This is a genomic window from Xanthomonas arboricola pv. populi (genome assembly GCF_002939945.1).
In the GTDB taxonomy this organism is placed as follows: domain Bacteria; phylum Pseudomonadota; class Gammaproteobacteria; order Xanthomonadales; family Xanthomonadaceae; genus Xanthomonas; species Xanthomonas arboricola_A.
On the sequence record NZ_MDEB01000011.1, the window covers coordinates 1 to 24,728 of the forward strand.

17 protein-coding genes and 1 pseudogene are annotated in these 24,728 nt (G+C 63.9%); 6 read left to right on the forward strand and 12 right to left on the reverse strand.

Going from position 1 to position 24,728, the window contains the following annotated elements; genetic code table 11:
* The 4 genes from XaplCFBP3123_RS19895 to XaplCFBP3123_RS19910 form a co-directional block, all read right to left on the reverse strand.
* Positions 1-10,991 (reverse strand): LysM domain protein (locus XaplCFBP3123_RS19895; RefSeq protein ID WP_104535597.1); only part of this gene is annotated, 10,991 nt, incomplete at its 3' end.
* A gap of 72 nt (positions 10,992-11,063) precedes the next feature.
* Positions 11,064-11,900: a glycosyltransferase family 9 protein gene (locus XaplCFBP3123_RS19900; protein ID WP_253254260.1), complete on the reverse strand. Its 837-nt coding sequence runs from the start codon at positions 11,898-11,900 to the stop codon at positions 11,064-11,066.
* Between the two features lie 6 nt (positions 11,901-11,906).
* Positions 11,907-12,296, reverse strand: a complete 390-nt coding sequence (locus tag XaplCFBP3123_RS19905) for a hypothetical protein (protein ID WP_104535598.1) — start codon at positions 12,294-12,296, stop codon at positions 11,907-11,909.
* A gap of 3 nt (positions 12,297-12,299) precedes the next feature.
* A complete protein-coding gene (locus XaplCFBP3123_RS19910; RefSeq protein WP_104535599.1) occupies positions 12,300-12,857 on the reverse strand; it encodes a hypothetical protein in 558 nt (185 codons plus the stop codon).
* A gap of 291 nt (positions 12,858-13,148) precedes the next feature.
* On the opposite strand from XaplCFBP3123_RS19910, the gene XaplCFBP3123_RS19915 reads away from it, so the two are divergent.
* The gene (locus XaplCFBP3123_RS19915; RefSeq protein ID WP_104535600.1) at positions 13,149-13,745 is read left to right on the forward strand and encodes an Ax21 family protein; all 597 of its coding nucleotides are present in this window, start codon (positions 13,149-13,151) and stop codon (positions 13,743-13,745) included.
* A gap of 279 nt (positions 13,746-14,024) precedes the next feature.
* Here XaplCFBP3123_RS19915 and XaplCFBP3123_RS19920 read toward each other — a convergent pair whose 3' ends face one another.
* From XaplCFBP3123_RS19920 to XaplCFBP3123_RS19945, 6 genes are all read right to left on the reverse strand, one after another.
* Positions 14,025-15,050: an NAD(P)H-dependent glycerol-3-phosphate dehydrogenase gene (locus tag XaplCFBP3123_RS19920; RefSeq protein WP_104535657.1), complete on the reverse strand. Its 1,026-nt coding sequence runs from the start codon at positions 15,048-15,050 to the stop codon at positions 14,025-14,027.
* A gap of 15 nt (positions 15,051-15,065) precedes the next feature.
* Positions 15,066-15,581, reverse strand: a complete 516-nt coding sequence (secB, locus tag XaplCFBP3123_RS19925) for a protein-export chaperone SecB (protein ID WP_006451124.1) — start codon at positions 15,579-15,581, stop codon at positions 15,066-15,068.
* Between the two features lie 111 nt (positions 15,582-15,692).
* Positions 15,693-16,130: a rhodanese-like domain-containing protein gene (locus XaplCFBP3123_RS19930; RefSeq protein ID WP_104535601.1), complete on the reverse strand. Its 438-nt coding sequence runs from the start codon at positions 16,128-16,130 to the stop codon at positions 15,693-15,695.
* A gap of 76 nt (positions 16,131-16,206) precedes the next feature.
* The gene (locus tag XaplCFBP3123_RS19935) at positions 16,207-16,629 is read right to left on the reverse strand and encodes a hypothetical protein (protein ID WP_104535602.1); all 423 of its coding nucleotides are present in this window, start codon (positions 16,627-16,629) and stop codon (positions 16,207-16,209) included.
* A gap of 28 nt (positions 16,630-16,657) precedes the next feature.
* A complete protein-coding gene (locus XaplCFBP3123_RS19940) occupies positions 16,658-17,128 on the reverse strand; it encodes a YiiD C-terminal domain-containing protein (RefSeq protein WP_104535658.1) in 471 nt (156 codons plus the stop codon).
* A gap of 139 nt (positions 17,129-17,267) precedes the next feature.
* Positions 17,268-18,077, reverse strand: a complete 810-nt coding sequence (locus tag XaplCFBP3123_RS19945) for a glycosyltransferase family 25 protein (RefSeq protein ID WP_104535603.1) — start codon at positions 18,075-18,077, stop codon at positions 17,268-17,270.
* 156 nt (positions 18,078-18,233) lie between these two features.
* Here XaplCFBP3123_RS19945 and XaplCFBP3123_RS19950 point away from each other — a divergent pair, with 156 nt between their 5' ends.
* From XaplCFBP3123_RS19950 to XaplCFBP3123_RS19960, 3 genes are all read left to right on the forward strand, one after another.
* A complete protein-coding gene (locus XaplCFBP3123_RS19950) occupies positions 18,234-19,064 on the forward strand; it encodes a uroporphyrinogen-III synthase (protein WP_301182413.1) in 831 nt (276 codons plus the stop codon).
* Between the two features lie 103 nt (positions 19,065-19,167).
* Entirely contained in the window at positions 19,168-20,148 is a 981-nt protein-coding gene (locus XaplCFBP3123_RS19955; protein WP_104535604.1) for a uroporphyrinogen-III C-methyltransferase, read from the forward strand.
* Positions 20,145-21,410: a heme biosynthesis protein HemY gene (locus XaplCFBP3123_RS19960; protein ID WP_104535605.1), complete on the forward strand. Its 1,266-nt coding sequence runs from the start codon at positions 20,145-20,147 to the stop codon at positions 21,408-21,410. Before XaplCFBP3123_RS19955 ends, XaplCFBP3123_RS19960 begins: the two co-directional genes overlap by 4 nt.
* Before the next feature lie 79 nt (positions 21,411-21,489).
* Here XaplCFBP3123_RS19960 and XaplCFBP3123_RS21765 read toward each other — a convergent pair.
* Both XaplCFBP3123_RS21765 and XaplCFBP3123_RS19970 read right to left on the reverse strand, forming a co-directional pair.
* Positions 21,490-21,750 (reverse strand): annotated as a pseudogene (locus XaplCFBP3123_RS21765) (hypothetical protein); the annotation flags it as partial.
* A gap of 108 nt (positions 21,751-21,858) precedes the next feature.
* Positions 21,859-23,154 carry an acetyl-CoA C-acetyltransferase gene (locus XaplCFBP3123_RS19970; RefSeq protein ID WP_104535606.1) on the reverse strand — a complete coding sequence of 432 codons (1,296 nt, stop codon included), beginning with the start codon at positions 23,152-23,154 and terminating at the stop codon, positions 21,859-21,861.
* Between the two features lie 88 nt (positions 23,155-23,242).
* On the opposite strand from XaplCFBP3123_RS19970, the gene XaplCFBP3123_RS19975 reads away from it, so the two are divergent.
* Together XaplCFBP3123_RS19975 and XaplCFBP3123_RS19980 are read left to right on the forward strand one after the other, a co-directional pair.
* Entirely contained in the window at positions 23,243-24,127 is an 885-nt protein-coding gene (locus XaplCFBP3123_RS19975; protein WP_172453401.1) for a hypothetical protein, read from the forward strand.
* Positions 24,124-24,561 (forward strand): VOC family protein, encoded by a 438-nt coding sequence (locus tag XaplCFBP3123_RS19980; RefSeq protein ID WP_104535608.1) that lies wholly within the window; start codon positions 24,124-24,126, stop codon positions 24,559-24,561. Before XaplCFBP3123_RS19975 ends, XaplCFBP3123_RS19980 begins: the two co-directional genes overlap by 4 nt.
* Positions 24,562-24,728 lie beyond the last annotated feature (167 nt).

Consider the following 24,728-nt stretch of genomic DNA (forward strand, 5'->3'; position numbering starts at 1 on the left):
ATGTTGCCCTCCGCATCCATCGTGAAATACCGCAGCCGGTCATCGACCTTGCCACCCGGCGTGTTCTCGCGCACCGACAGCAGCTTGCCCCAGGCATCGTAGGTGCTGGTGCTGTTGCTGGTCTTGAAGTCCTTGTGTGTGCTGGTACCGATGACCTGCTGGGTGAGGTAGGTCTCCGCGCCCTGGTAGGTGTAGCGGTAGGTGTGGGTATAACCTTCTGGCGTGGTCATGCCACTGCCTTGCTCGTTGCGCACCAGCGAGTAGCGGTAGCCGCGCAGGCGGCCGGCGGCGTCGTAGCCGGTGGCGGCGGTGCCGTCCTGGTAGTTGACCACGCTGAGCAGCTGCAGCCCTTCCAGGCCGTCGTCGGGCAGCGGCAGCGGGTTGCCGTCCTCGTCCACCGGCTGATACACCCCGCCCATCGGGATGCCGTAGGCGGTCTGGCTGATCAGCCGGCCATCGGCATCGTAGCTGCTGACATCGATACGCTTGGCCGAGCCGTCATCGGCGTACTGGCGACGCTCCAGCAGGCGCCCGGAGGCGTCGTAGCGGCTGGTTTCCAGCAGGCGGGTGACGTTGTCGGGCAAGGTCTGCACGATGCGCACCACCCGGCCCTGGTCGTCATAGAACAACTGCTGGCGCTTGAGCACCCCGTTGTCGTAGGACTGGCGCAAGGTGACCTTGCCATCCTTGTCGTAGCTCTGCAGCGAGCTGGTGTCGTCGTTGGCAATGACGATCCTGCCGGCCTGCAGTACGCCGTTGCTGACCGTGACGCGGTTTTCCTTGTCGTAGTCGAACCAGTACGCCTTGTCGACCGGCAGCTCCTTGATGCCGGGTTCGACCGGGGTATAGGTCCACTGGAAGTCGTCCACCCACAACGGGTTGCCGCCGGCGCCCTTGTTGGCGCTCGCACCGATGGTCATGAAGGCCGCACCCGGCGGCACCGTGGCGGTGACCGAGGACTTGTGCCAGGCACCACCGGAGCCGCTGTCCACCACATTGCCCGAGGACCACGACGAGCCCAAGCCACCGGGCAACATGTTGCCGTCGGCGTCGTACCAGACGATCAATACCTGCGCAGAGGCATCGCCTGCGCTGGAGGCGCCCTGCTGCACCATCACGCTGGCGGTGACGCTCTTGCCCGGCACCACGGGCACGCGCTCCTGGTTGGTGATGGTCTTGGGGCCGCTATTAGAGCCATTGAATTGCGCGCTGAAGGTGCCGGTATAGGCATCGCCGCTAGGGCCTTCCTGGCCAATCGTCCATCCTTCGCCCAGGTCCCAGTTGGTGCTGCCCTGCTCCATCCCGGCATTGATCGGGGCCGGGTTGGGGATGGGGCCGATAATCCATTGGAAATCGTCCATCCACAACGAGCTGGTATTGACGCGCTTGTTGGCGCTGCCGCCAATGGACATGGAGACTGCGCCCGGCGGGACGACGGCAGTTACCTCAGACTTGCCCCAATTGCCACCTGAGCCGCTTGTGATCAGGTTGCCCGCACTCCACGACTTGCCCTCGCCGCCTGGCAGCATGTTGCCAGCAGCGTCGTACCAGATCACCAGTACGCGCGCCGTGGCAGCGCCCGCGGCCGAAGCGCCCTGCTGGACCATGGCGCTGGCCGTAATCGTCTGACCCGCCGTTACTTCAACCCGCTTGTTATTGGTGATACTTTGCGGCCCCTTGTTGGAACCCTTGAACTCAGCACCCCACGTGCCGGTGGTTGAGGCACCGCCTGCGCCCCGCTGGCTGATGACCCAACCTTCGCCTGACGTCCAGCCGCGATTGCCGTCCTCGAAGCTCGCATTGGACGGCTGTTCACCCGCCGGGTTGAACGCGCTACCCATTTCGACCAGGCGGCGATTGCCCACGGCGTCATAGGAATAACGCACATCCAATAGACGGCGCTGCGCCAACAGGTCGTCCTGGATCACACGCTCGATGCGGTTGTGCGCGTCGTAACTGGTGCGTGTGGAGACGTGCAACAACTGGTTGTTGGCATCGTAGCTGGTGGTTTCTTCCAGCGTGCGGTTGCCGTTGGCGTCGTATTCGTAACGTGTTGTATTTATCCGGCGCTCCCCGGTGGCGGGATCGTACGAGGTGCTTGGTTCTTCGACGCGTGCAACAAGGCCGTCTGCGTTGTAGAAATAATTGCGCTGGCTTTCCACGTAATTGGGCGCCGGTGGTTCCGGCTCACCCGGCTCACCGGGGAACTCGGGTTCCTGTTCCATCTGCGCAGAGCTACTTGCTGCCTTAAAGAACTCTCTTGGCCTATCGCTGATCGACACCGACAGTAGCTGACCGGATTCCCGGTCGTAGGTGTAATCGTAGTCCAGACCACTCAGGTCATTGTGGTCAATGACGCGATTAAATGCGTCGTACTCCCAGGTCTTCTCATCGAAGTAGACCTGCTGGCCATCACGATCAATCTTCCAGTCCGAGCCCTCTTCCCCGGTGTCACGATTGGCCCGTGCCAGCGCGTTGCGCTCTAGGATCTTATTACCACGCAAGTCGTAGGCGTACTCCATCACCACGCCGGTAGCGCTCTCCGAACGGATCATTCGGCCCTGGCTGTCGTAGGAGGCCTTGGTCACCTTGCCGTTGCCGTCGATGCTGACCAGGCGATTGCCGTCCTGGTCCAGCACGTAGCGCTCCATCTCCTGCCAACTGCGTTGCCCATCGGCCTTGTTGCCGTTATCGGCCCACACCGAGACCACCCGACCTGCCGCATCCACCTGCTTGAGGGTCAGGGTGCCATCCGCGTCGGACGATAGCGTCTGGCGACCCAGCGCGTCGTAGCGATAACGCGTGATGCCACCGCCGGCATCTTCTTCGCTCGTCATCCGGCCACGGATGTCGTATGTATAACGACGGCCATTGCCGTTGGCGTCGCGTGTACCGACCAGTTGGCCCACTGCGTCGTAGAACCAGCGCATCACCGGACGCTCGTAAGTCGTCACGCCGGCAGCCGACACCACCTTGACCTCCGGCGCCGTCTGCGAGATCAGCTGGTTGGCATCATTGTAGGCAAACAAGGTTTCATTGCCCTTGGCATCGATTACCCACGTCTGGTTGCCCCAGCGGTCATAGGCGTGCTGCGTGACTACATTTGGAGATATCTCTCCGTTGCCCTCACCTAGCCGCGTGCGGGTGCGGACACGGCCAAGGCGGTCCAGCTCGAGCGAGGTTTCTACATAGCGGCCGCCCTGCGACTGCCAGCTGGAATCGCCAACATAATGTGACTCGGATATCTGACGATTGCCGGCATCGTAGCTAAAGCGTCGTTGCACACCATCTGCGTTCGAGTACGTAATATTGCCCCGATCGTCGTAACCGTATTCGATCGTGTAATCGAGTTCGGATGCAGCGAGGAAATCCTTGGCCACGATTTCGCCGAACGCGTTGTAGGCCGCCCGTTCGCTGGCCTCCACCACCGCGCCCATGCTTTCGCCACCAGCGAAGCTCTCGCGGAAAGACTGCTTGCTTAACTGGTGCCCGGTGTTGTCGTAGCTATAGCGCGTACTGAGCCAGGCCCAATCGCCAAGCTCGGCCGCCGCCTGCCAGGTGTAGTTAAACTTGCCGGTCTGGGACTGCGAGAAAGCCGCATAGCTGATCTTGCGCCGCTCTTCCAATACGCGATCCGCGGCATCGAAGGTGCGGCTCAGCTCGTTGCCCAGTACATCGCGCTGCCAGACATTGCGCCCCTGCCAGTCATAGCGGAACGTCTGGGTGACCCAGCCCGCACCGTCGGCACCGCTGGACTGTTCGACCAGATTGCCGAATGCGTCGTAGCGCATGTTCGTCGTGGGAGTGACGGTTTGGTAAAGCTTGGCGTCGTCTATCCCGGAAAAGTCACCGCTCTCCAGCAAGCCCGTCGCGGCCGCGCTTACCACGGTACGGTCGCCTTCACGCGTGGCTACCATGCGACCGAGCGCATCGTAAGCCATGTTGACGGTCTGGCTGTTGATGCGCGACTGGGTCAGCCGACCCTCCGCATCGTAACTGTAGTTATTGCTAAGCTGGCCTACACTTGCGGTGCCGAGTCTGTCTTGCGCACGACGGGTCACCGTCTCAGAGGTTTTGCGTCCCAAGGCATCGTATACATACGTGGTGCTGCGATCGCGTTCGGACGGATCAACGCCAGGCAAATCTTCAGGGTCGCCCTCGACGATCGGGTTGGCATATTCGATCTGCTTGGCAAGTTGACCAGTCGCCGTGTACTCGTAGGTCGTGACATAGCCCTCCGGATCCGTCCGCCTCACTTCACGGCCATTTTCGTCGTAGACGTGGTACGTCATCGCATACGTGCCGTACCCGAGGTCGCTGTAGTTGCCCCAGGTATTACGTTCGAGCAGAACGGCTTCTTTTCTTAGATTTCCAAAAGCATCGTAATAAAATGTTGTGCGTGAAGTCGCGTTCCAGTTCAGATCTTCCTCAACTGGCTCCTGGGCCCAGGACGTGGCCTGCATCTCATCGGACGCTCTTGCCAGTGCTGGGGGACTCAGAGGCGGCATCGTGCCGACACTCGATTTACGGCCCGCACGATCGTAGAACGTATATACGGTCCGATCTTCGCTGGAATCCACCCACTGCAAATACCTGCTGATGGTTTCCGGATTTTCGATAGGACGATCGGTCGATATGCCCGCAGCGTAGGCATGACGCGTCAGACGCGACTGCTCACCAAAAGCGTTGTAGGCGTAGCTGGTGACGTAACCTTCCGAATCCACTTCATAGGCCAGCTTCCCCTGGATGTCGTACGCCTTGTAGCTGTACCTGCCACGCACGTCCTTCTGCATGACCGCATTGCCGAACGCGTCGTACGTGACCTCGACGGTAGCGTTCTCGCCGGATGCCACCAACTGACCAGCTGCATCCAAGCGGCCGGCGTCGGGGAAAATGATACGGATTTGGTGACCGCGGTTGTCGTACTCGTAGCGCGTGACGCGCGGACGGCCGCCATCGGCATCCTCGATCATCGAAGTGACATTGCCCTGCCCGTCGTAGGTATAACGGGTGACGAGGCTGCGCTGCACGCTGGTCACGGTTCCGGATGTGTCAGCGGTTGCGACCGCGACGGATGGGCTGATTTGGGCCGTCTTATTGCCGGCAGCGTCGTAGGTGTAGTTCCAGACCGCACCATTGCGATCCTGGTGCCGAACCACGCGCCCTGCGCCGTCGTAACCGAAGAACTCGACCTTGCCCAAGCGATCTGCCTGAGAGATCACACGCCCGGCAGCATCGTAACGGAACGTTCCGCCTTGGTAATTGGTGGCATCGGCGACACTTGCCTCAACCTCGGCCAATGTTGCGGGGGCGGTAGCCAGCAACGTTGCGTAGCTACGCTTGTCAATCACGCGCCCCATCGCATCGTATTTCTGCTCGGTGACCGCGCCACCTGCATCGATCGCAAAACGCTGCCTGCCTGCAGCGTCGTAGTAATAGTCTCGACGGCGGATCAGGTTTTCCCTGGTTTCAGACGGACCAAGCTCTGCCAGCTCTCTTTCCAATCGCTGCCCGACATCGATCCAGGAATTTCCCAAGATCGGCTTACCGCCATCGCCCGGAGCCTGGATGCCCAGGCCATAAACAATTTCAGACGACAGCTCACCTGTCGCGGTATACGCATATGACTTTACCGAAAGCTTTCCATTGTCTCGATAACCAAAGCGATACTCGCTGATTGTCTGAAGCTCGTAAATGACCCGACCAGCCCCGTCGCGGATGTAGCCCACCTCGCGATAGCCATAATCTTGGTTGTTCGCTAGGTCGAGCTTCGACTCCGTGTAGTCTCCGCTTGTATCATCCGCCTCATATTCACCGAGATCGAGCCGCTCGCGCACGCTTTTACTTATGCCTTGGCTCGTGTATTGATCAAGGTCTATTCTCTGGGAATAGTCTCTACGTCCGGAGAGCAGCCCGGATTGATTATAGAAAAATTCCGTAACCGCGCCAGAACCGTCCACGGTCGCCGCGATGGCTCCGCTGGCGTAGTACGCTTTCCACTCGACGGCATCGCGCCCGTCCAGCTCCACCTCAAGGCTGTCTATGTTCGATTCACCGCTTTCGAGCGCCAGTCTCTTGGTGCTATCGATAGCGATTGGCCAAATATGCCGAGTCGTTTTGACCTGGCGCCCCTTGGCATCGTAGGTGTACGAAGTGGTCGCACCTGCGCCATCGACGTTGAACGCAACTTGGCCGTCTGCGTTGAACACCATGTATTGCTGCTGGTCCAGCGCATCGTTACGTACAACCAGCGCCTGTATCTGTGCGCTTGTCGCCTGCAGTGTCGTGCTGCTCAACGCGATCGGCGCAACATGCGTCCGGGTGGCTACAATGCGGCCCGCCACATCGTAGCGGCTCTCGGTGACAGCGCCGACGCCATCAATCTGGAATCGCAACCGATTGGCTTCGTCGTAGGTGTAGCGCGTCAGGCTGCTGCTGGCGTCCTGACGCGCAACGAGATTGCTGTTGGCATCGTAGGTATAGGTTGTCGTCAATGCGAGCTTGGTCGGGTCAACTACTTCCCTGACGCGCCTGCCGGCGGCGTCGTAGGTGTAGAGAGTAGTCCGCGCCGCGGTCGTGCCTGCGGCCTCGACGACGGAGATCTGCCGGCCGAGTTCGTCCCACGCGTAGGTGGTCTTGATCGCAAGCCCGCCCGGATCGACTATCGACTCCAGCAATTGACCTGAGAGGTCGTAGCGGAAATCGGTAACCGTTCCCCTGGCATCCACCACGCGCAGCTGGCGCCCGAGCGCATCGTATGTATAACGGGTGGAAGGACTGCTTGCCAACACCTCGAAAGAGCCGGTTTCCGGATTGAAACCCCAATTCGGCCGGATGCTTGCGATCTGCCTACCGGCATCGTCGTAGACATAGTTGAAAACTTGCCCGGTTTCATCGCTGGAGATGAGTCGCCCGGCATCGTCATACTGGCGGTTCTTGTTGACCACGCCGTCTCTCCACGACACCAGCCTGCCGTTTGCGTCGTATCCGTAATTGGCAGGCTTGGCTCCTTCCACTTGCAGCAGCTCACCGAACTTGGTGTAACGCGATCGAGTCACCACACCCAATGCAGAGGTGGTCTGCACTTCCAGCTCCGTATCGTCGTAGCTGAAACGTGTGGTGTTTCCGGTTGCGTCGGTGATTTCCAGCGCGCGCGCGAATGCGTCATAACGGGTGGTCGTGGTCTCGTCGCGCCCTTCCACACGGCGCGAAGTTTGAATGAGCCGTCCATTGTTGTCGTAGGCAAACGTGCTGACGCCCCCGCGTGCATCGGTCTGGCTGACCGCGCGCCCGAAAGCATCGTAGCGAACGCTTTGCGTCAGATTGAGCCGTCGCGTCCCTGCGTCCTGCACGGTCTGCAACTGCAGGCCACGACGATCGTAGCTATAGGTCGTGACCATGCCACGCGACGTGCCGGCGGCACGCTCCACTCGTTCGAGCTGGCCAAATATGTTATAGGCCTGCAGCGTACGAACGCCGAGCGTGTCGGTGGCAGTAATGACCTGACCGTTTGCGTTGTAGGTAAATTGCTGGCGTGCGTCGTTTGCGGCAGTGAAAGACAAGGTACCGAGCGCGTCTTGCAGGCTCTGGCGGCTGTTGGGCACTGCCAGCTGCAGCCGGCCGACGTAACGAATCTGCTCGGTCTGGTCACCAAACGCGTTGTAACGCCATTCGGTGACTTCGGCCTGCGCATTCTTGACGCCTTCTGCGCTGGACATACCCTGCGCGCTGTAGCGCAAGCGCCCTTCGGCATCATGGATGAACCAGGTCGCCACCCCATTGGGGTTGGTGCTGCGAATCATGCGCCCCAACGCGTCGTACTCGTAATGCGTTGCGTAACGGGCAATCAATTCCTGGCGTTCCTGATCGGACTGCGCCTGAAGTAATTTTTCCGAGCCGACGCCGTCGAGTTCGGCGGTCAGCTCTCCGAATGCATTGTAGAAACGGTTGTTTTCCCGCGTATTGACTGTTTCCCAGCCCCATTCGTCTGTACGCCGGTCTTCACTGACAGTGTGTGCCAGACGACCCGCCGCGTCGTACGTGTAACGCGTCACCAGGCCACTCGTGGAGATCTCTGTTTCCAGCTGACCCAGTCCATTGAACTGCCGGCGCTGCTGCCGGTAGGCGGATTCGTCTGCCACCGCAGCAACCTGCTGGCGAATGCTCGCCCAGTCGCCTTCGCGCGCCGATGCAGCAACTTGCTTGTAGTACGACAAGGTGGCACGGCTGTTGCCGGCCTCATCGAACACGTATTCGGTGACGTAGCCTTCCGGATCAAGCTGGCCGATCAGATTGCCGCGCCGGTCGTAGAACAGACGGGTGGTCTGGTCCGTGTCTGCCGCAGCTGGACGCAACTGCTGCAGCGTACCGGCCGTCCGCAGGGTTGACGTGGTCGCGGTTGCGTAGGCGGTGGTGCGGATCAGTCGCCCGGCCTTGTCGTAGCCTCGCTCGACCAGAAAGCCTTCTGCATCCAACGTCGCCGTCAGCAGGCCCGAAGCATCGTAGAAATTGCGCGTGACCCGCGCGGTGGCCCCCGTCCCGATACTGGCGGTAACCAGGCGTCCCGCGCCATCGTAGGTGTAGCGGGTTACCAAACCCACTGCACTGGTTTCGGTGAGCACGCGGCCAGCGTCGTCGTAGCTGCGACGGGTAACGCGGTCGTTGGCGCTGTCGAGCTGCAGCCCGATCTGCGACACCAGCGTCGGGACCACCTGGCCGTCGACCAGCCAACTGGAGGTTGTGACGCGATTGGCATACGCCGTGGTGGCGACCACCCGGTCCGCGCCATCGTAGCTGTAGCCGATGACGGTGCCGGTGGCATCGACCTGCGCCGCCAGCCGGCCCTTTTCGTCGTAGAACTGATAGACGCGTCCACCTAGTGCATCCTCGGATGCGCGCAGCAGGCCGGCGGCGTCATAGATGTAGCGTTGCGTGCGCGCGGCGCCGATGGCATACGGATCTTCCAACGCTGTCGTCGTCGTTCGCCCTGCGCTGTCGCGCACCTGGATCTGCGTCGCCCCGGCAGTCTGTGCGATTGCGATGCGTCCCACGCTGTCCAGGTACTGATACGTGGTCGTGCGCGTTGGCGGCGGAGTAACCGGCTCGACGGGCGGATCTGTCGGATCTGCTGGATCCGTTGGATCAACAAGCACTACCGGGGCAGTAGATCCAATGCCAGTCCCGGGACTCTGCACGGTACCCAGCAGGCGGCCCATGCCGTCGTAGGAGTAATCCGCGATCTCGCTCAACACCGGTGCTTCGACGGTGCCGCGTACCGTTGCCTTACGTAACAGCAGTCCCTGGCCGTCGTAGGTCGACAATGTCGTGAGCGTGGCTTGATCGCGGACACCTGCACCGTTGGCGTCCACTTGCGCGAAGGCAACCGTCAGTGCCAGACGCCCATTCGGGTCGTAGCTGTATTCGACCAGCGAGGTGTCTGCCAACAATGGTGCAGCCCATGCCTGCAACGCCGCCTCGGTGTAGGTCGTGCCGGCGTAGCTTGCATTGGCAAAGCTGCGCGTGCTTGCCAGCTGGCCGATCCCTGTGCCGCTGCTCGCATACTCCAATGCGCTCACGCGGCCTTCGGCATCGACGACATAGCGAAGTCGATCCTGGCTGTCGTAGACGTAACGCGTGCGTAGCGCACCCTCTACGGGAGGCTCAGCGGTGCTGAAATTAGTGGTCCCGTCGAGATAGCGGGTTTCGGAAAGCAGCTGGTTCTGCGCCGAATAGGCGCGAATGGTGACTTCGCCGGCCTTGTTGGTCTCGCGCAGCAAGTTGCCGCTGGCGTCGTAGATGTAAGTGACCTGGGTGAGCACGGCACTGCCGCGTGCCTGCCTGGTCGAGAGCAGGTTGCCTGCCGCGTCATAGGTGTAGCTGGTGACGTCGCGCTGGCCGCTCACGGGCGGGGCGAGGACCTCCAGGAGCTGTCCTGATGCATCGAAGCGATAGCTCCAGGTACGCCCCGCAGCATCGGTGATATCGGTCTGACGCTGATCGCTGGCATACGCCAGGGTGTACGCCTGCGCTTGCGCGCCTTCGCCATGCGCAACACTGGCCAGACGTCCATCGCTTTGATAGCTGTAACGGGTGACCACGCCATCGCTCTGGCGCACCGAGGCGATCCTCAGGCTGGTCGCATCGACATAGCTGTACTCGGTACGGAACAGGAGGCCATCGTTGGCCGCACGGTCCGCCGTGTTCCAAATGTTATCTGTGTCGTCCCAGGGGGTGAGGTCGGTGACCACAGCGGTCAACCGCCCCTGGGCATCGTACTCGTAGGCGATCTGGTGCTCGATCACGCCTGCCTGGCGCGTGCCCACCGATGCAAGGCGGCCCTGTGCATCGTAGGAGAAGACGAGTGCATCGCTGCCGCTGGTGCCGTCGGCTTGCACAACCGCACTGATGCGGCCATCCACGTCGTACACCACATCGAAGGCTGCGGAGGTGCCTCCATCGGTGGTTCCGGCAATGATGCGCAGCAGCCGCCCCTGCGCGAGCGCATCGGCATGATCGGCGAAGATTTCCTGGCGGCGTGTACTGCCCTCGGTCAGGGTCCAGGTCTTGGAGTCGGCATCCCAGGAAAGCGTGTCGTGCGCACCGGCGCCTGCGGTGGACACGTACTTGCGTGTGGTCGTGTCGTACTGGAACTCGGTGCTGCTGCCGTCGCCTTGTTGCAGGCGTGTGCGCGAACCGGAGGTATTGAGCGTGCCGATCAGGCTGACCTTGCGCTCGAATCCGGTCAGCCAGCCATCGGCACCAACGTCGGAGAGCTGCCCTAGACTGTTATAGGTGCGGTTCAACCCGACCGACAGACCACGGAAGTTCAGATGCTCGTCGGCAGCCTGGAGAACCAGATTGCCCTGAGCCACGTTGACGTATTGTCGGTCGCGTCCTTGACCCAGCGCGGCGGTACCACCGGTTGTCGCCCCGAGGGCAGCCAGAGAACTGTCGAACAGCCCCAGTCCATTGCCCGTAAACACTGCCACCATGCTCCTGCTCCTAATGGATTGTCGGTCGGCGCTCTTTCGCCGTTACCTCCATACAATCCCGGGTCGCAGAAATTAGTTTAGGGCTGGCGTTACGGGCTCCCGATGACGCGTGAGGTTGCGCCAAACCCTTAGCCCAGCGCTCGAAAGACGCCACGACCGCGTCCAACGAAACCGCCGCCACCCCCCGTTGGCTTCCACGCACAAGCTGTTGTCCCAATAGGGGCCAGCCTCGCTGAGTCGGGTCCGTCCATGCAGCCCGATGACGGGGATGTTCATTGCATCGCAGAAGTACAACGGGCCGCTGTCCACCCTCACCACCAGACTGGCGCGTCGCAATAACGCCGGCCAATTTTCCGGCGTATCCATGCCGACCAGATTGACGTGCGTATCGCCGGCGACGTACTCGGCCAGCGCCTGCGACTGTGGCGGGCCGAATACCGCAACCGGAAATCCTCGATCAGCCGCATGCTGTGCAAACGCACGCCAGCGACCGGTCTCCCACCGCTTTGGAGCAAAATCGACCCAGGGGCTCGATACGATCCATGGCCCTCCCGGCAACAGGTGCGATACCCATGGTCCGTCGTCGGTCGGGATGTCCATTCTGACCGCCCGTACATCTTGCGACAGGCTTTGCAGCCAGACATCGGTGGAATGCATGTTCGTGCGCCAGTGCGGCCTAAGCACACGCCCACCATCGATGTGGAAGCGGAAATGGATTGGCAATCGTCGTAGCGGGCGGTAATGGTTCGGCCGCAGGCCTACCACCGCCACCGGGCCGTGCTGGAGCGCGGCGCCAATCGCTGGAAGCGCCATCACGAGATCGCCGGTATGCGCGCCCTCCATCGGGAACACGATGCCATCACGCGACCATGCGCCAGGAGTCGAGTTCGAAGCTGCGTTGTTGCTCACGTTCCGCTACGCCTCGCGCTGCAATGAGCGCACCAAACCGGCGAAGGCGTGCCCCTCAGGATCGTTTGCATCGAGCTGCGCTTCGATCCGCCGCATGATCGAGGCCCACTCGGAATGCTCACGGAATGTCTGGCCGAACTCCCAAAGCAGCACTTGTCGAATCAATAGCGGCCGCGCCCGGCGCACTGCAGGCAGATCGTCACTGGACAGGTCGCGAACGATCTCCACTAACTGACGCTCCAGCTGCACAGTCGACTTTGCCTGTTTAACCGCAGACGCGGCTTCGGCCCGACGTGTGGTTGATGGCGCTTGAGCGATACCACCGCGCCCTCGCACCGTCTCACCACGGATCGCTGCAATCAAGACAGCAGTCGGAGAAAGCCGGCCCAGTTCCATCGGTCAGTTATAGCGGCTGTAGTTCGACAGCAGCATCGATGCGCCAGGCAACGCGTCGGCGGTGTCGGCCTGCATCGTCTCTGCTGTCTGTTGACCTTCGGACAGCATGCGTACGAGTCGCTGCATATCTACCTGCAGCGCTGCGAGAGGCTGCGGCTGAGCCAACCCCATCTGCAGCTGCGAAATGGCGAGTTCGATATGATCGTTCGCGATGGAGATCAGGGCGCTGGCGTAAGCGCCGATCGCGCCGTCCATCGACTCGGACAACGGCATCAACATCTGGACCGCTTCACTGTTGTGTGCGGTGACCAGTAAAAGTTGGCCCAGCTGGAAGCGCGCCATGACCAACCCCGGCTCCAACTGCAACGCCTTCGTGAATTCCTGCTCAGCCACACCCAGCTCTCCAAGCTGCGCTTGCTGCGCCCCCAGCAAGTAGTGAGCCTGTGCACACGCCGGGTCTTGCTCAAGGACCGCGCCAAGCAGCGCAAGCGACTCTGCATCCTGCGCATCCAGCATGGCCTGCGTTGCCCGTGCAAGAAGTTGGTCTGTGCTCTGTGTCATGTGTTCTTGGACTCGCAATGAGGGCATTTCATTTGTCTATCCCCTTCCAGCGTAGATAGTTTAGGAGCCAAAGGTGCGCTCGCAATGGATAAGAACGGTCACACTTCAAGTTTGACCCAACTCGCATCCGGTGCGTCATACGAAAAGCGGAGCTGAACCGGGCGCGATGATTCATGGACCAGTCAGTTCGAAATTCATGTCGCGTTACATCGAATAACGGAGAATTTACATCTCGGCAGCGAACGGCATCCGCCTCAGCGCCGGCCCAAACCATAAGTACAGGTATCTATCATGAAGAATTCACTGCTGGCCCTCGGCCTTCTCGCAGCCCTGCCGTTTGCGGCCTCCGCTGCTGAAAACCTCTCCTACAACTTCGTCGAAGGCGATTACGTGCGCACTCCGACCGAAGGTCGCGACGCCGATGGTTGGGGCGTGAAGGGCTCCTACGCCATCACCCCGAACTTCCACGTGTTCGGTGACTACAGCAAGCAGAACGCTGACGACAACAACAACGTGTTCGAAAGCTCCAACACCGACTTCCAGCAATGGGGCGTGGGCGTGGGCTACAACTACGAAGTGGCCACCAGCACCGACCTGCTGGCGCGCGTGTCGTACCGCAAGCTGGACCTGGATACCCCGAACATCAATTTCGATGGTTTCAGCGTCGAAGCTGGCCTGCGTAATTCGTTCGGCGAGCATTTCGAAGTCTATGCCCTGGCTGGCTACGAAGATTTTTCGAAGAAGCGTGGTGTCGATCTGGATGACACCTTCTACGGCCGCCTCGGCGCCCAGGTCAAGTTGAACCAGAACTGGGGCATCAACGGCGACATCCGCATGGATGGCGACGGCAACAAGGAATGGTCGGTCGGCCCGCGCTTCAGCTGGTAAGCCGCACGTTTGACTGCAACGCGACTCTCTCTCCCGCGTTGCATTGGAAGCCCGGTCCCCCGACCGGGCTTCTTTCTTTTGGGCGATCGGTTGGCGCTGCGTACATCGCGCCATGACAGCATGTACGCAATGCGGGTTCTGTAGAAGCACGTGGGCATCGCGCTCAAGCTGCTACGTCTTGAAGCCAACCGTTGCGATCCGATCCGCACCAGCAAAAAGCCCGGCATTGCCGGGCTTTTTGCTGGTTCCTACGCAGCGCGCCAACGCGCTACGCCGCGGTCAGGTGAACAAGGTCTGCGGATACTCGGGCTTGCGCTCGCGTGCCAGCAATTCCTTCAAGCCTGCTTCCGGGGTGATCTCGCCATGCAACACCGCACGCACGGCGTTGGAGATCGGCAGCTCGATGCCGTGATGCTCGGCCTGGCGCATGACTTCGTCGGCGGTCTGTACCGATTCGACCACCTGGCCGATCTCGCGGATCGCATCGTTCAGGCTCTGTCCGCGTCCCAGGGCCAGTCCCAGCCGTCGGTTACGCGACAGATCGCCGGTACAGGTCAGCACCAGATCGCCCAGGCCAGCCAGACCCATCAAGGTCTCCGGCCGCGCACCGATCACCGCCGCCAGGCGCAGCATCTCGTTCAAGCCGCGGGTGATCAGGCCGGCTCGTGCGTTGAGACCGAGCTGCATGCCATCGGCCACGCCGGTGGCCACCGCCAGCACGTTCTTCATCGCGCCACCGAGCTCGGCGCCCACCATGTCATCGCCGGTGTAGGCGCGGAAGGTCGGGCCATGCATGGCATCGGCCACGACCTGCGCAAACGCCGCATCGTCACCGTGCACGGTGATGGCGGTCGGCAGGCCGAGCGTGACTTCCTTGGCGAAGGACGGCCCGGTCACCACGGCCAGCGGAACGCTGGAGCCGAGAATGGCGCGCGCCACTTCGTGCAGGAACCGCCCGGAGCCGGGCTCGAAGCCCTTGGTCGCCCACGCAACGCCGGCATCGGCCGGACGCACTGGTGCGATCAACCGGATCGTCTCGGTGAATGCATGCGAGGGCACCACGACCAGGATCCAGCCGGCATCGGCAATGGCCAGTTGCAGGTCGGTGGTCGCGCGCAGGCTCTGGGGCAAGGGAATCCCGGGCAGATAGCGCGCGTTTTCGTGGGTGCGGTCGATGGCGTCCACCATCGCCGCATCGCGCCCCCAGAGCACGGTCGGGTGACCGTGCCTGGCAAGCAGCGCGGCCAGGGCCGTGCCCCAGGAGCCGGCGCCGAGGACGGCGATTTTCTGCGTCGAATCGCTCATCGGCGCAGTCAACGCTTAGGCGTTGCCAGCCGGCTCGGAATCGGCCAGCGAGGTGCCTTCGCCCTGCGAGCGCTGGCGCAGGGTTTCTGCATACAGGGCTTCGAAGTTGATCGGCTGCAGGTAGAACGGCGGGAAGCCGCCGGCCTGGATCAGATCGCTGACCAGGGTGCGCACATACGGGAACAGGATGTTCGGGCACTGGGTGCCGAGCAGCACGTCGATCGCCTGCGGCTCCAGGCCGACCAGGCCGAACACGCCGGCCTGCTGCACTTCGGCCACATAGGCGGTCTTGCCACCGGCGGTGCAGGTCAGGGTCACGGCCAGCACGACTTCGAAGGCGTTGTCGTTGAGGCGCTGCACCTTCTGATTGAGGTTCAGCTGCAGCTCGGGCTGGTTGGCGTCGTTGAAGACGGCAGGCGCATTCGGCGATTCGAAGGAAACGTCCTTGACGTAGATCTTCTCGATGGTGAAAGCGGGGCCAGCAGCGGCGTCGGCCGGCGCAACCGCGCCGTTGATGATTTCGTCGGACATTCCTAACTCCAAAAAACGGTTCGGTGGATGCAGCGTTGAATGATGCAGACGTGAAAGTGCGAGTTTCTCACGCCAGCAATGGGGACTTGCCCGGCACCTCACAAGGTGCGATCAGGCGCGGCCCTTGACCAGCGGCAGCTCGGCCATCTGCCAGGCGGCGACGCCGCCATCGAGCCAGTAGACCTGCTCGAAACCGGATTTCTTCAGCGTCTTGGCAGCGCCTGCGGAGGCATTGCCGTTGCGGCACACCACCACCACGGGCGATGCCTTGGCGTTGGCGAGCAGCTTGCCGGCCGGGTCGAACTTGGCCAGCGCCACGTTGCGGCTGCCGGCGATGTGGCCTTTTTCGAAATCGGCGGTCGGCGACAGGTCGATCACCAGCGCGTTCTCGCTGTTGATCAGACGGGTCAGCTCGGCCGGCTTGAGTGCGCGGTAGCCACGGAACAGGCGCGCGACCTCGGTGACGATCAGGGCGATGGTCAGGCCCACCAGGGCCAGCGACAACATGGGGTTGCGGCCGACAAAGGCCTGCAGCTCTTCGAAATTCACGGGGTCAGGGTCAGTCAAGCGGGCGGGAATTGTCGCACAGCTGGCGCGCGCGACGGCCAGGCACCCTTGGCACGGGCTACTGGCCCTGCCAAAGATCGGGCAGGCCGCTGGCCAGCCACCAGCGTTTGCGCTCGACGTCCCAGCGCCACAGCTCGATGCTGCGCACCAGCCGCTCGGCCTGGGTATTGCGGTTGATCACCCGCAGCTCGACCTCGCGGCGCAGGTCGCCGTTGACGTCTTCGCCCACACGCAGCTCGCGGTAGCCGGAGATCTGAACCTGTTCGTAGCGCGAGCGTTCCAGATCGCTGAGCGGATGCGCCTGGGCGTAGGTCGGTTCGACAAAGCCCTGCGCAGCATCGAAATCGCTCCAGCGCACGGCGGCCGTGTAGGCGGCCTGGGTGGTTTCCAGCGCGCGCGCCTGGGCACGGCTGCCGGCAGACGCCACCCCGCTGACCATCGTCAGCCCGAGCAACAGCATTGCCCCCATCACTGCACGCATGCGCCTTCCCCCAAGTCCAGCACGCATCCTACCGTTTTGGAAACGCCACGAAGCGCCCGCTCAAGGTGGCCGCCGCTGCGCCGGAGCCCAGCGCAATCTGCGCACGCATGCCGATGCGCGCCTTGCCGCGCTGCCGGAAGGTCGCCAGGAACGCGTCCCAGCTACCGAGTTCGGACGGCTCGGCATTGGCCACCAGGTCTTCGTAGACCGGGGCGACGTAGCGCAGCTGGCTGTCGGCCACGTAGACATCGGCGCTGTGCCCGGCCAGTTGCAGCTGTAGCGTCAGCCAGCCCCAGCTGGCCAGCGTCATCAACGAGGCAAGGCTGCCGCCGAACGCATTGGCCTTGTCGTTGACATTGGCCTGCAGCGGCGCACGCAAACGCAACGCGCCGTCATGCAAGCCATCGACGGCAATGCCCATCGACAGAACCGGCGGCATGGCGATGAACTGTTGCTGCAGCGACTGCAGGGCGGATGCGAGCGTGCACGAAGGAGTCATCGGCGAAAGCTGGAAGACGGCGAAGGGCGGCATCATGCCGCAATGTTCCGCGAGCGTCTTGTGCACTGAAATACATGCGGTACCGCATGGTAAAACACGTTCAGCGCCGTCTCGTTGTACGCCTTCGCTATCGCGCCGCTCAGGGCGCGAACACGACCTTGCGATAGCCCTGCGCCACCCGCAGCAACGCGGTGGCCTTGGCCTTCCAATGCGCGCTGCGCTGCCTCTGCGCGTGCGTCAACGGCGCATCGATGGTGCTGGCGAACACGATCTGCTCCGGAGCGGCGTGGAAGAACTTGTCCTGAATGCAGGCGGCCGGCGACAGCTGATAGGTGGACAGTTGCTGTGCGACCGGCGATTCGTTCCAGCCGAACAGAAAAATGTCGGCCATGGTGTGCCAGCGCGCGTCGGCCGCCAGCAGCAGGCGCGCCGCATCGCGGCTGAGGATCAACGCCCCGGCGCACACCGGCCAGCAGTGTTGATAGGTCGAGGGACGCACCAGGCGCAGCTGCCGCCCACCGACCTCGGCGACCTTGGCATCGAGCTTGATGCGGTTGTAGGACGGCTCCAGCCGCACGATGCTGTTGCCGCCCGGCAGCCAATCGCTGCTGCGCAGCAGCGCCGGCAGCGCGTCGGACAGATGCATGTCGTCTTCGAAGATCGCGGTGTAGGCATCGTCGGATTCCGCTGCAATGCGCCACGCAGCCTGATGACTCAGAAAGCAACCGATGTTGGAGGCGGTCCACTTGCGCGGGCCGGTGCTGAACGCGTCACCGGAGCCCTCCAGTGGCCGCTCGCGTGCGAAGTCGGCAATCTGCGCAGGCGTCAGGGTGGCGCCATCGACCGCGGGAATTCGCTCGAACGGCAGGCCCAGCGCCTGGAACCGCGTCGACATCGCCTGCAGGCGGTCGCCGCTGCGCTGCATGTTGATGAGGTAGGACTTGATCACGGCGCCACTCCAGCTCGATTGTCGTGGCGGAGCGTGGGCGGAAGCGATCAGTGGCACAGACCCGGGCACGAGGTTCTGGCCGCAGAAACGCAGGCATCGCGTCGAGCAGGCACGCAAGGCCAGACAGCACGCGGGGATCAATGCGTCGTCAGCGCCATTGCGGCGCGCGACACCCGCCCCGATACGCCACGGCTCTCGCATAATCACTGGATGACATCTCCCGCCCCAGCTACCGACGCCTGGACCCTGATCTCGCTGCGGCCCAGCGGTGAGCACGCGCCATTGCGGCGTGCGACCGCGCGGCAGGGCGGACGGCTGCTGGCGCTGTCGCCGTGGCGGCTGCAGACCAACGACACCCCGCAGGCACTGGCCGCATTGCGGCAGGCCTTGCAAGCGCCGATCGCGGTGTTCACCAGCCCGGCCGCGGTGCACGCGGCGCATCGCCTGGCGCCGCTGCAGCGGCCGGCGCAGGCGCAGTGGGTGAGCGTGGGAGACGGCACCGCACGCGCATTGCAGGCGTGCGGCATCGATACGGTGCTACGCCCGGCGCGCATGGACAGCGAGGGCCTGCTCGCGTTGCCGCTGTTCCGGCAACCGTTGCAGGCCGTCGGGCTGATCACCGCCCCGGGTGGACGCGGCATGCTGGCGCCGGCGCTGGAGCAGCGTGGCGCGCGCATCCTGCGCGCCGATGTCTATCAGCGCGTGGGCCTGCGCCTACGCGCATCGGCAGTGCGCACCCTGGCGGACGTGCTGCCGGCTAGCGTGTTGGCACTGAGCAGCGCCGAAGCGCTGACGCTGGTGCTGCAGCAATTGCCCGCATCGCTGATCGACGCATTACGGCAACGCCCGGTGGTGGCTTCCAGCGAGCGCATGCTGGAATCGGCCCGCCTCGCCTGCTTCAATCATAGGGTGCGCGCCGCAGGTCCCTTGCCCGAGCAATTGGCCGCTGCTGCCGCCGCGATCGTGACACCATCGCGACCTTGCTGAACTTCGAACTCAAGCACGGCTTGCGGGTGTCTGCCGCTGCACGCCATGCTGTGCCAGATGACTGCGGCACCCGCACCCGTCATGACCGCGCGAGGATGGACGAATGACCGAAATGCCCGCTTCCACGCGACGCTTTCCCCTGGCATGGCTGCTGCTCGTCGTCGCGCTGGCCGCCGTGGGCGTGGCGCTGTTCTTCGGTTGGCGCGCATGGCAGGGCTATCAAAGCGCGCAGTTGCAGGCCGCCGAGGCGCAGCAGCAGCGCTGGGATGGCACGCAGCAGATGCTGGAGACGCTGCGCCGCGACCAACGCCTGGCCAACGAACGCCTGGCGGATGCAGCGGCCACCAATCGCGTGCTGCGCGACGAAATGCTTGGTCTGAGCCAGCGCAGCGCCTTGCTCGAAGAAACCGTACAAAAGCTTGCCGATCCCAACCGCCATAGTGCGCAGGCGCTGCGGCTGGATGAAGTGGAACTGCTGCTGCGGCTTGGCCAGCAGCGGCTGAGCATCGCTGGCGACGCCGACGGTGCCCGCCGCGCCTACGCGCTGGCCAATGCCGCGCTCAATGGCATCGACGATCCCGGCTATCTCAATCTGCGACAGGCGCTGGTGCAGGAACGCGACGCACTGGATCGCCTCGGCGCCGGTCCGCAGGCGCAGGCCGGTCAAACCCTGGATCGGTTGGCGGGCGACCTGCTGCGCCTGCCCGAACAGACCGCCAAGGACAGCGAAGCAGCGCAGCCCTGGTGGCAGAAAGCCCTCGCACCGCTGGTGGACATCCGTCCCAGCCGTGGCGATGCGCTGCTGACCACCGGCGCCGACCGCCACGCCGCACGCGACGCCTTGCAGATCGAAGTCAGCCTGGCCCGCGCTGCGGCCGAGCGCGGCGATGCCGCCGGCTTTGCGCAATCGCTGCGGCGCGTGGACACCTGGACCACCCGGCTGTGGCCGGATTCGCCACAACGTCGCCAGGCCCGTACGCGCCTGCGCGCGCTGCAACAAGCGCCACTGCGTCCGCGCCTGCCGGAACTGGGCACCACCCTGCTGCAACTGCAGGCCATGCGTGAAGGGAGATCCACCCAATGAAAGTGTTGCGTACCGTCTTGATCCTGTTGGTTGCCGTGGCGCTGGGCGTGCTCGGTGCGCAATGGCTCTCGCATCAGACCAGTTACGACCTGGGCAATGTGGTGGTCAGCGTCGGCGGCAACGACTATCGCGCCGCCATGCCGCAGGCGCTGCTGATTCTGGTCATCGCGCTGCTGGTGCTGTGGCTGGTGTGGACGCTGGTCAGCCTGCCGTTCCGGGTCTGGGGCAAGTATCGCCGCAAGAAGGGCCGCGCCCGCCTGATCGAGGGCCTGCGCGCAGCCGATCATGGCCAGTGGCAGCGTGCCGAGCGCCTGTTGGTCAACGCCAGCGAGGATGCCGACGTCAGCGGCATCGCCCTGGCCAGTGCAGTGCGGGTCGCCGATGCACGCGGCGACGAGGTGGCGGCTAACGGGCTGGCCCAGCAATTGGCCGAGCGCGATCCCACCGCGCATGCGTTGCTGCAAGGCGAGCGGCATCTGGCGCGGCAACGCCCGGTCGAAGCGATCAATGCGCTCGATCATGCCAACGCGCAACCGCTGCCGGCGCGCGGCCTGCTGCTGCGCACGCATGCCCTGGCGCAGATCGGTCGCGCCGACGAGGCCTACGGTCAGCTGGGCGCATTGCGTCAGCAGGCGGTGCTGGCACCGGAGGCCTACAGCGCACTGGAAGCCACGCTGGCCGAGCAGACGCTATTGCAGGCCGGCGATGCCAATGCCCTGGCCGAACGCTGGGAAGCGCTGCCCAAACCGCTGCGTACCTATCCCGCGGTGGTGGCTGCCTACGCACAGCGCGCGGCAGTGCTGCACTGGGACGATGCGGCGGTGCATAGCCTGGAGCAGGCGCTGGACACGCAATGGGACGAATCGCTGGCGCGTCTGTACGGCGTGCTGCCATTGGAAAAATACGATTCGCGCCGCGCCAGTGCGCAGCGTTGGCTGACCCAGTACCCGGACAGCCCCGGCCTGTTGCTGACCCTGGCGCGCCTGGCACGCCACCAGCAGCAGTGGTCGCAGGCCGAAGAGTTTCTGCATCGCGCCGTGGCCAATGGCGCGGGCAGCGAGGCCTGGGAAGAACTCGGCCACGGCTTTGCTGCAGCGGGCGATCTGCTGTCCGCGCAGCATTGCTACGCCAACGCCCTGCGCGCCGCACGGGGCGAGCCGGTGCACGAGGGCTTGCCGCAGCAGTCGCTGCGCGGGCCGATCGTGTCGGCGTATGCGACGCCGCCAGTCGATCCGCTCGCACCGGACGATCGCGTGCTTTGACCTGACGTCTGATCGCCGCTGCGGCGATGCGCGGATTCACCAAGAGCCCCGGCAAGTCCGGGGCTCTTGGTTTTCCAGAATGCGAGCTGCGCTTGCGCAGCACGATGGCCAGGATCAGATACGGCAATACGCCCATCAGCAGCGCCAGATAGATCGCCGGGTGATGCCAGTGGAAGATGTAGCGGCGCGGCGAAGTGTCGGCCGGCGCATTGCACCTGACGCAACGCGGCGGCAGATCGGCGCCTGGCGTGCACACCAGCACATCGCCCTCGCGCCACACGGCGCCGTGCGCCGGAGGCAGATAGAGCGTAGGGGGTTGGCGTGAATCAACGTTCGACATCCATGCGTCCTTGCAGGTTGGGGATTGGGGATTGGGGATTCGTAAAATCAGGAGTCCGCTTCTGCGTTTGCGAATCCCCAATGCCCAATCCCACGCTGCGTAGCAGCGTCAGCGCTCGACGATGGCCACCACGCCCATGCCGCCGGCGGTGCAGATCGAAATCAACGCACGCCCGCCGCCGCGTTCTTCCAGCTGCTTGGCAGCCGTGGCCACCACGCGCGCACCGGTGGCTGCGAAAGGATGACCGGTGGCCAGCGACGAACCCAGCGGGTTGATCTTGTCCGGGTCGATCCGGCCGAGCGGCCCCTCCAGCCCCAGGCGATTGCGGCAGTAATCCTCGCTTTCCCAGGCGCGCAGCGTGCACAGCACCTGGGCGGCGAAGGCCTCGTGGATTTCATAGATGTCGAAGTCCTGCAGGGTCAGGCCCTGGCGCGCCAGCATCTGCGGCACCGCAATGGTCGGCGCCATCAACAGGCCTTCGCCATGCACGAAATCCACCGCAGACACCTGCGCATCGCGTAGATAGGCCATCGGGGTGTGGCCATGCGCCAGCGCCCAGGCTTCGCTGGACAGCAGCACCGCGGCCGCGCCATCGGTGAGCGGGGTGGAATTGGCCGCGGTCAGCGTGCCGCGGCCGGAGGTCTTGTCGAAGGCCGGGCGCAGCGTGGCCAGCTTTTCCAGTGAGGTGTCGGCGCGCAGGATGTTGTCGCGCGCCACGCCGCGGAACGGCGCGATCAGCGTGTCGAAGAAGCCGCGCTCATAGGCTGCGGCCAGCTTGTGATGCGAGGACACCGCCCATTCGTCCTGCGAGTCGCGCGAGATGCTCCATTCCTTGGCCATGTCCTCGCAATGGTCGCCCATGCTCTTGCCGGTGCGCGGCTCGGCCACGCCGGGGAATTCGGGCTTGAGCTCGCCGAACTTGAAACCGCGCAGCAAGGCCTTGAGCTTGGCGCCGGTGGCCTTGGCGCGGTTGGCGGCCATCAGCCGCGCGCGCAGCTTCTTGCCGTAGACGATCGGCACTTCCGAGGTGGTATCCGAGCCGCCGCCGATGCCCGAGTCGATCTGGCCCAGCGCGATCTTGTTGGCGATGGTGATCACCGAATCCAGGCTGGTGCCGCAGGCGCGCTGCAGGGTGATGCCCGGCGTCAGCGGCGACAGCCCGGACGACAGCGCCGCCTCGCGGGCCAGGTTCCAGTCCGAGGAGTGCTTGATCACCGCCCCCATCGCCACTTCGCCCAGTTGCTGCCCGTGCAGCCCGAAGCGCTCGACCAGCGCGCCAAGCGTGCGCACCGACATGCCCAGGTTGCCCACGTCCGCGTAAGCGGTGTTCTGACGACAGAACGGGATACGAACGCCGCCCAGAATGGCGACGGGACGGGCTGCGGGCATCGGTTGACCTGGCATGGAGGACTCGGGGACATGGCCTGCACAGGGCCGGCAGGCATAATGGCCGCAGTGTAGCTTCGACCCCGTGATGGGCCAACCGCGAATCATGAGCAAGACCGAACACGGCGTGACCGCCATGGGTGTGATGGCGCTGGAATTGACGGGCGGCACCGCCCCCGAGCGCGGCGCCCTGGCGCCGGAACAGGCCGGCATGCTGGCCGAACGCATCGGCCGCGACCTGGCGCAATGGATCCCCGAAGTCCGCGAGCTCGAGCTCAGTGTGGCGATGGCGCACTTCGACCCGGCCGAAGTGCTGCGGCCGGGCTGGCCGCTGCATCGCCGGCTGGAGGAACTACATGCGCGTGCGCCCGGGCGCAACCAGGGCCCGCGCGTGCTGGCGTTCGGCGCCGATGCGCAGGGCGAGATTCCCCTGCCCTTCCAGGCCGACGCACAGCTGACCGGCGGCGGCCTGCGCGTGCTGCCGTTCCTGCTGTCCGGCGATCCGCAGATCGTGGCGACGGTGGCCGATGCGATGGAGGAAGTGCTGCTGGCCCAGGGCATGGCCCAGGCCGATACCGCGCTGCTGGCGCAGGAAAGCTTCGGCGCACGCATCGAGCATGCGCGGTATCTCACCGCGCACGATCTGGCGGCGATGATGTCGATGCAGTACGACAACCAGGGCCTGGCGCCGTTGTGGCCGCTGATCGAAGCCGCCCTGCTGGCGCCGCATACCGAAGAGTGGCTGGAACAGCCGCCCGAGCCGGTGCTGCGCTATGTCGATGGCGAAGTGCGCATCGCGCTGTTCGACCCGGCCGGCTGGTGCGATTTCTACGCGCACGACCGCGAGAATTGCGAGCGCCTGCGCGGGGTGTACGAGCAGTATCTCTCGCGTCAGCGGCAGATGGCCGCAGTGCTGGAAGCCCACGGGCTGCCGGTACTGTACGTGCATGTGGAACCGGGCCAGGATCCGCATCAGGCACTGGCCGCGTGAGCCAGCCGCCGGCTTCCACGGCGCCTGCGTTGCAGGGCGTACTGGAAACCGGCGTCTATGTGGCGGATCTGCAGCGCGCCTGCGCGTTCTACGCACGCGTGCTGGGATTGGAAGCCATGTACCGCGACGCGCGCATGGCCGCGTACGCAATCGCCCCCGGGCAGGTGCTGTTGCTGTTCCTGCAAGGCAGCACCGCTACGACAGTCACGCTGCCGGGCGGCACGATTCCGCCGCACGATGGCAGCGGGCGCACGCATTACGCATTGGCCATCGCTACCGATGCACTCGCCGCATGGGAAGCACATCTGCAGGCCTGCGCCGTGCCCATCGAAGGCCGCACACAGTGGCCGGGGGGCGGGCAGAGCCTCTACTTCCGCGACCCGGATGGGCATCTGCTGGAACTGGCAACGCCGGGGCTGTGGCCGAATTACTGAGCCAGCGATGCCGCAGATCTCGTGCCGGCGATCGACGTCGGCCGCCTGCTCAGTGCGCCCGGATTGATGCTTGGGGCAGTTCGATGCGTACCGACAAGCGACATGCAGCGCTAGATGCGCGGAATGCCGGATGCGCCACACGCCCACACCACGCATGAACGGATCGC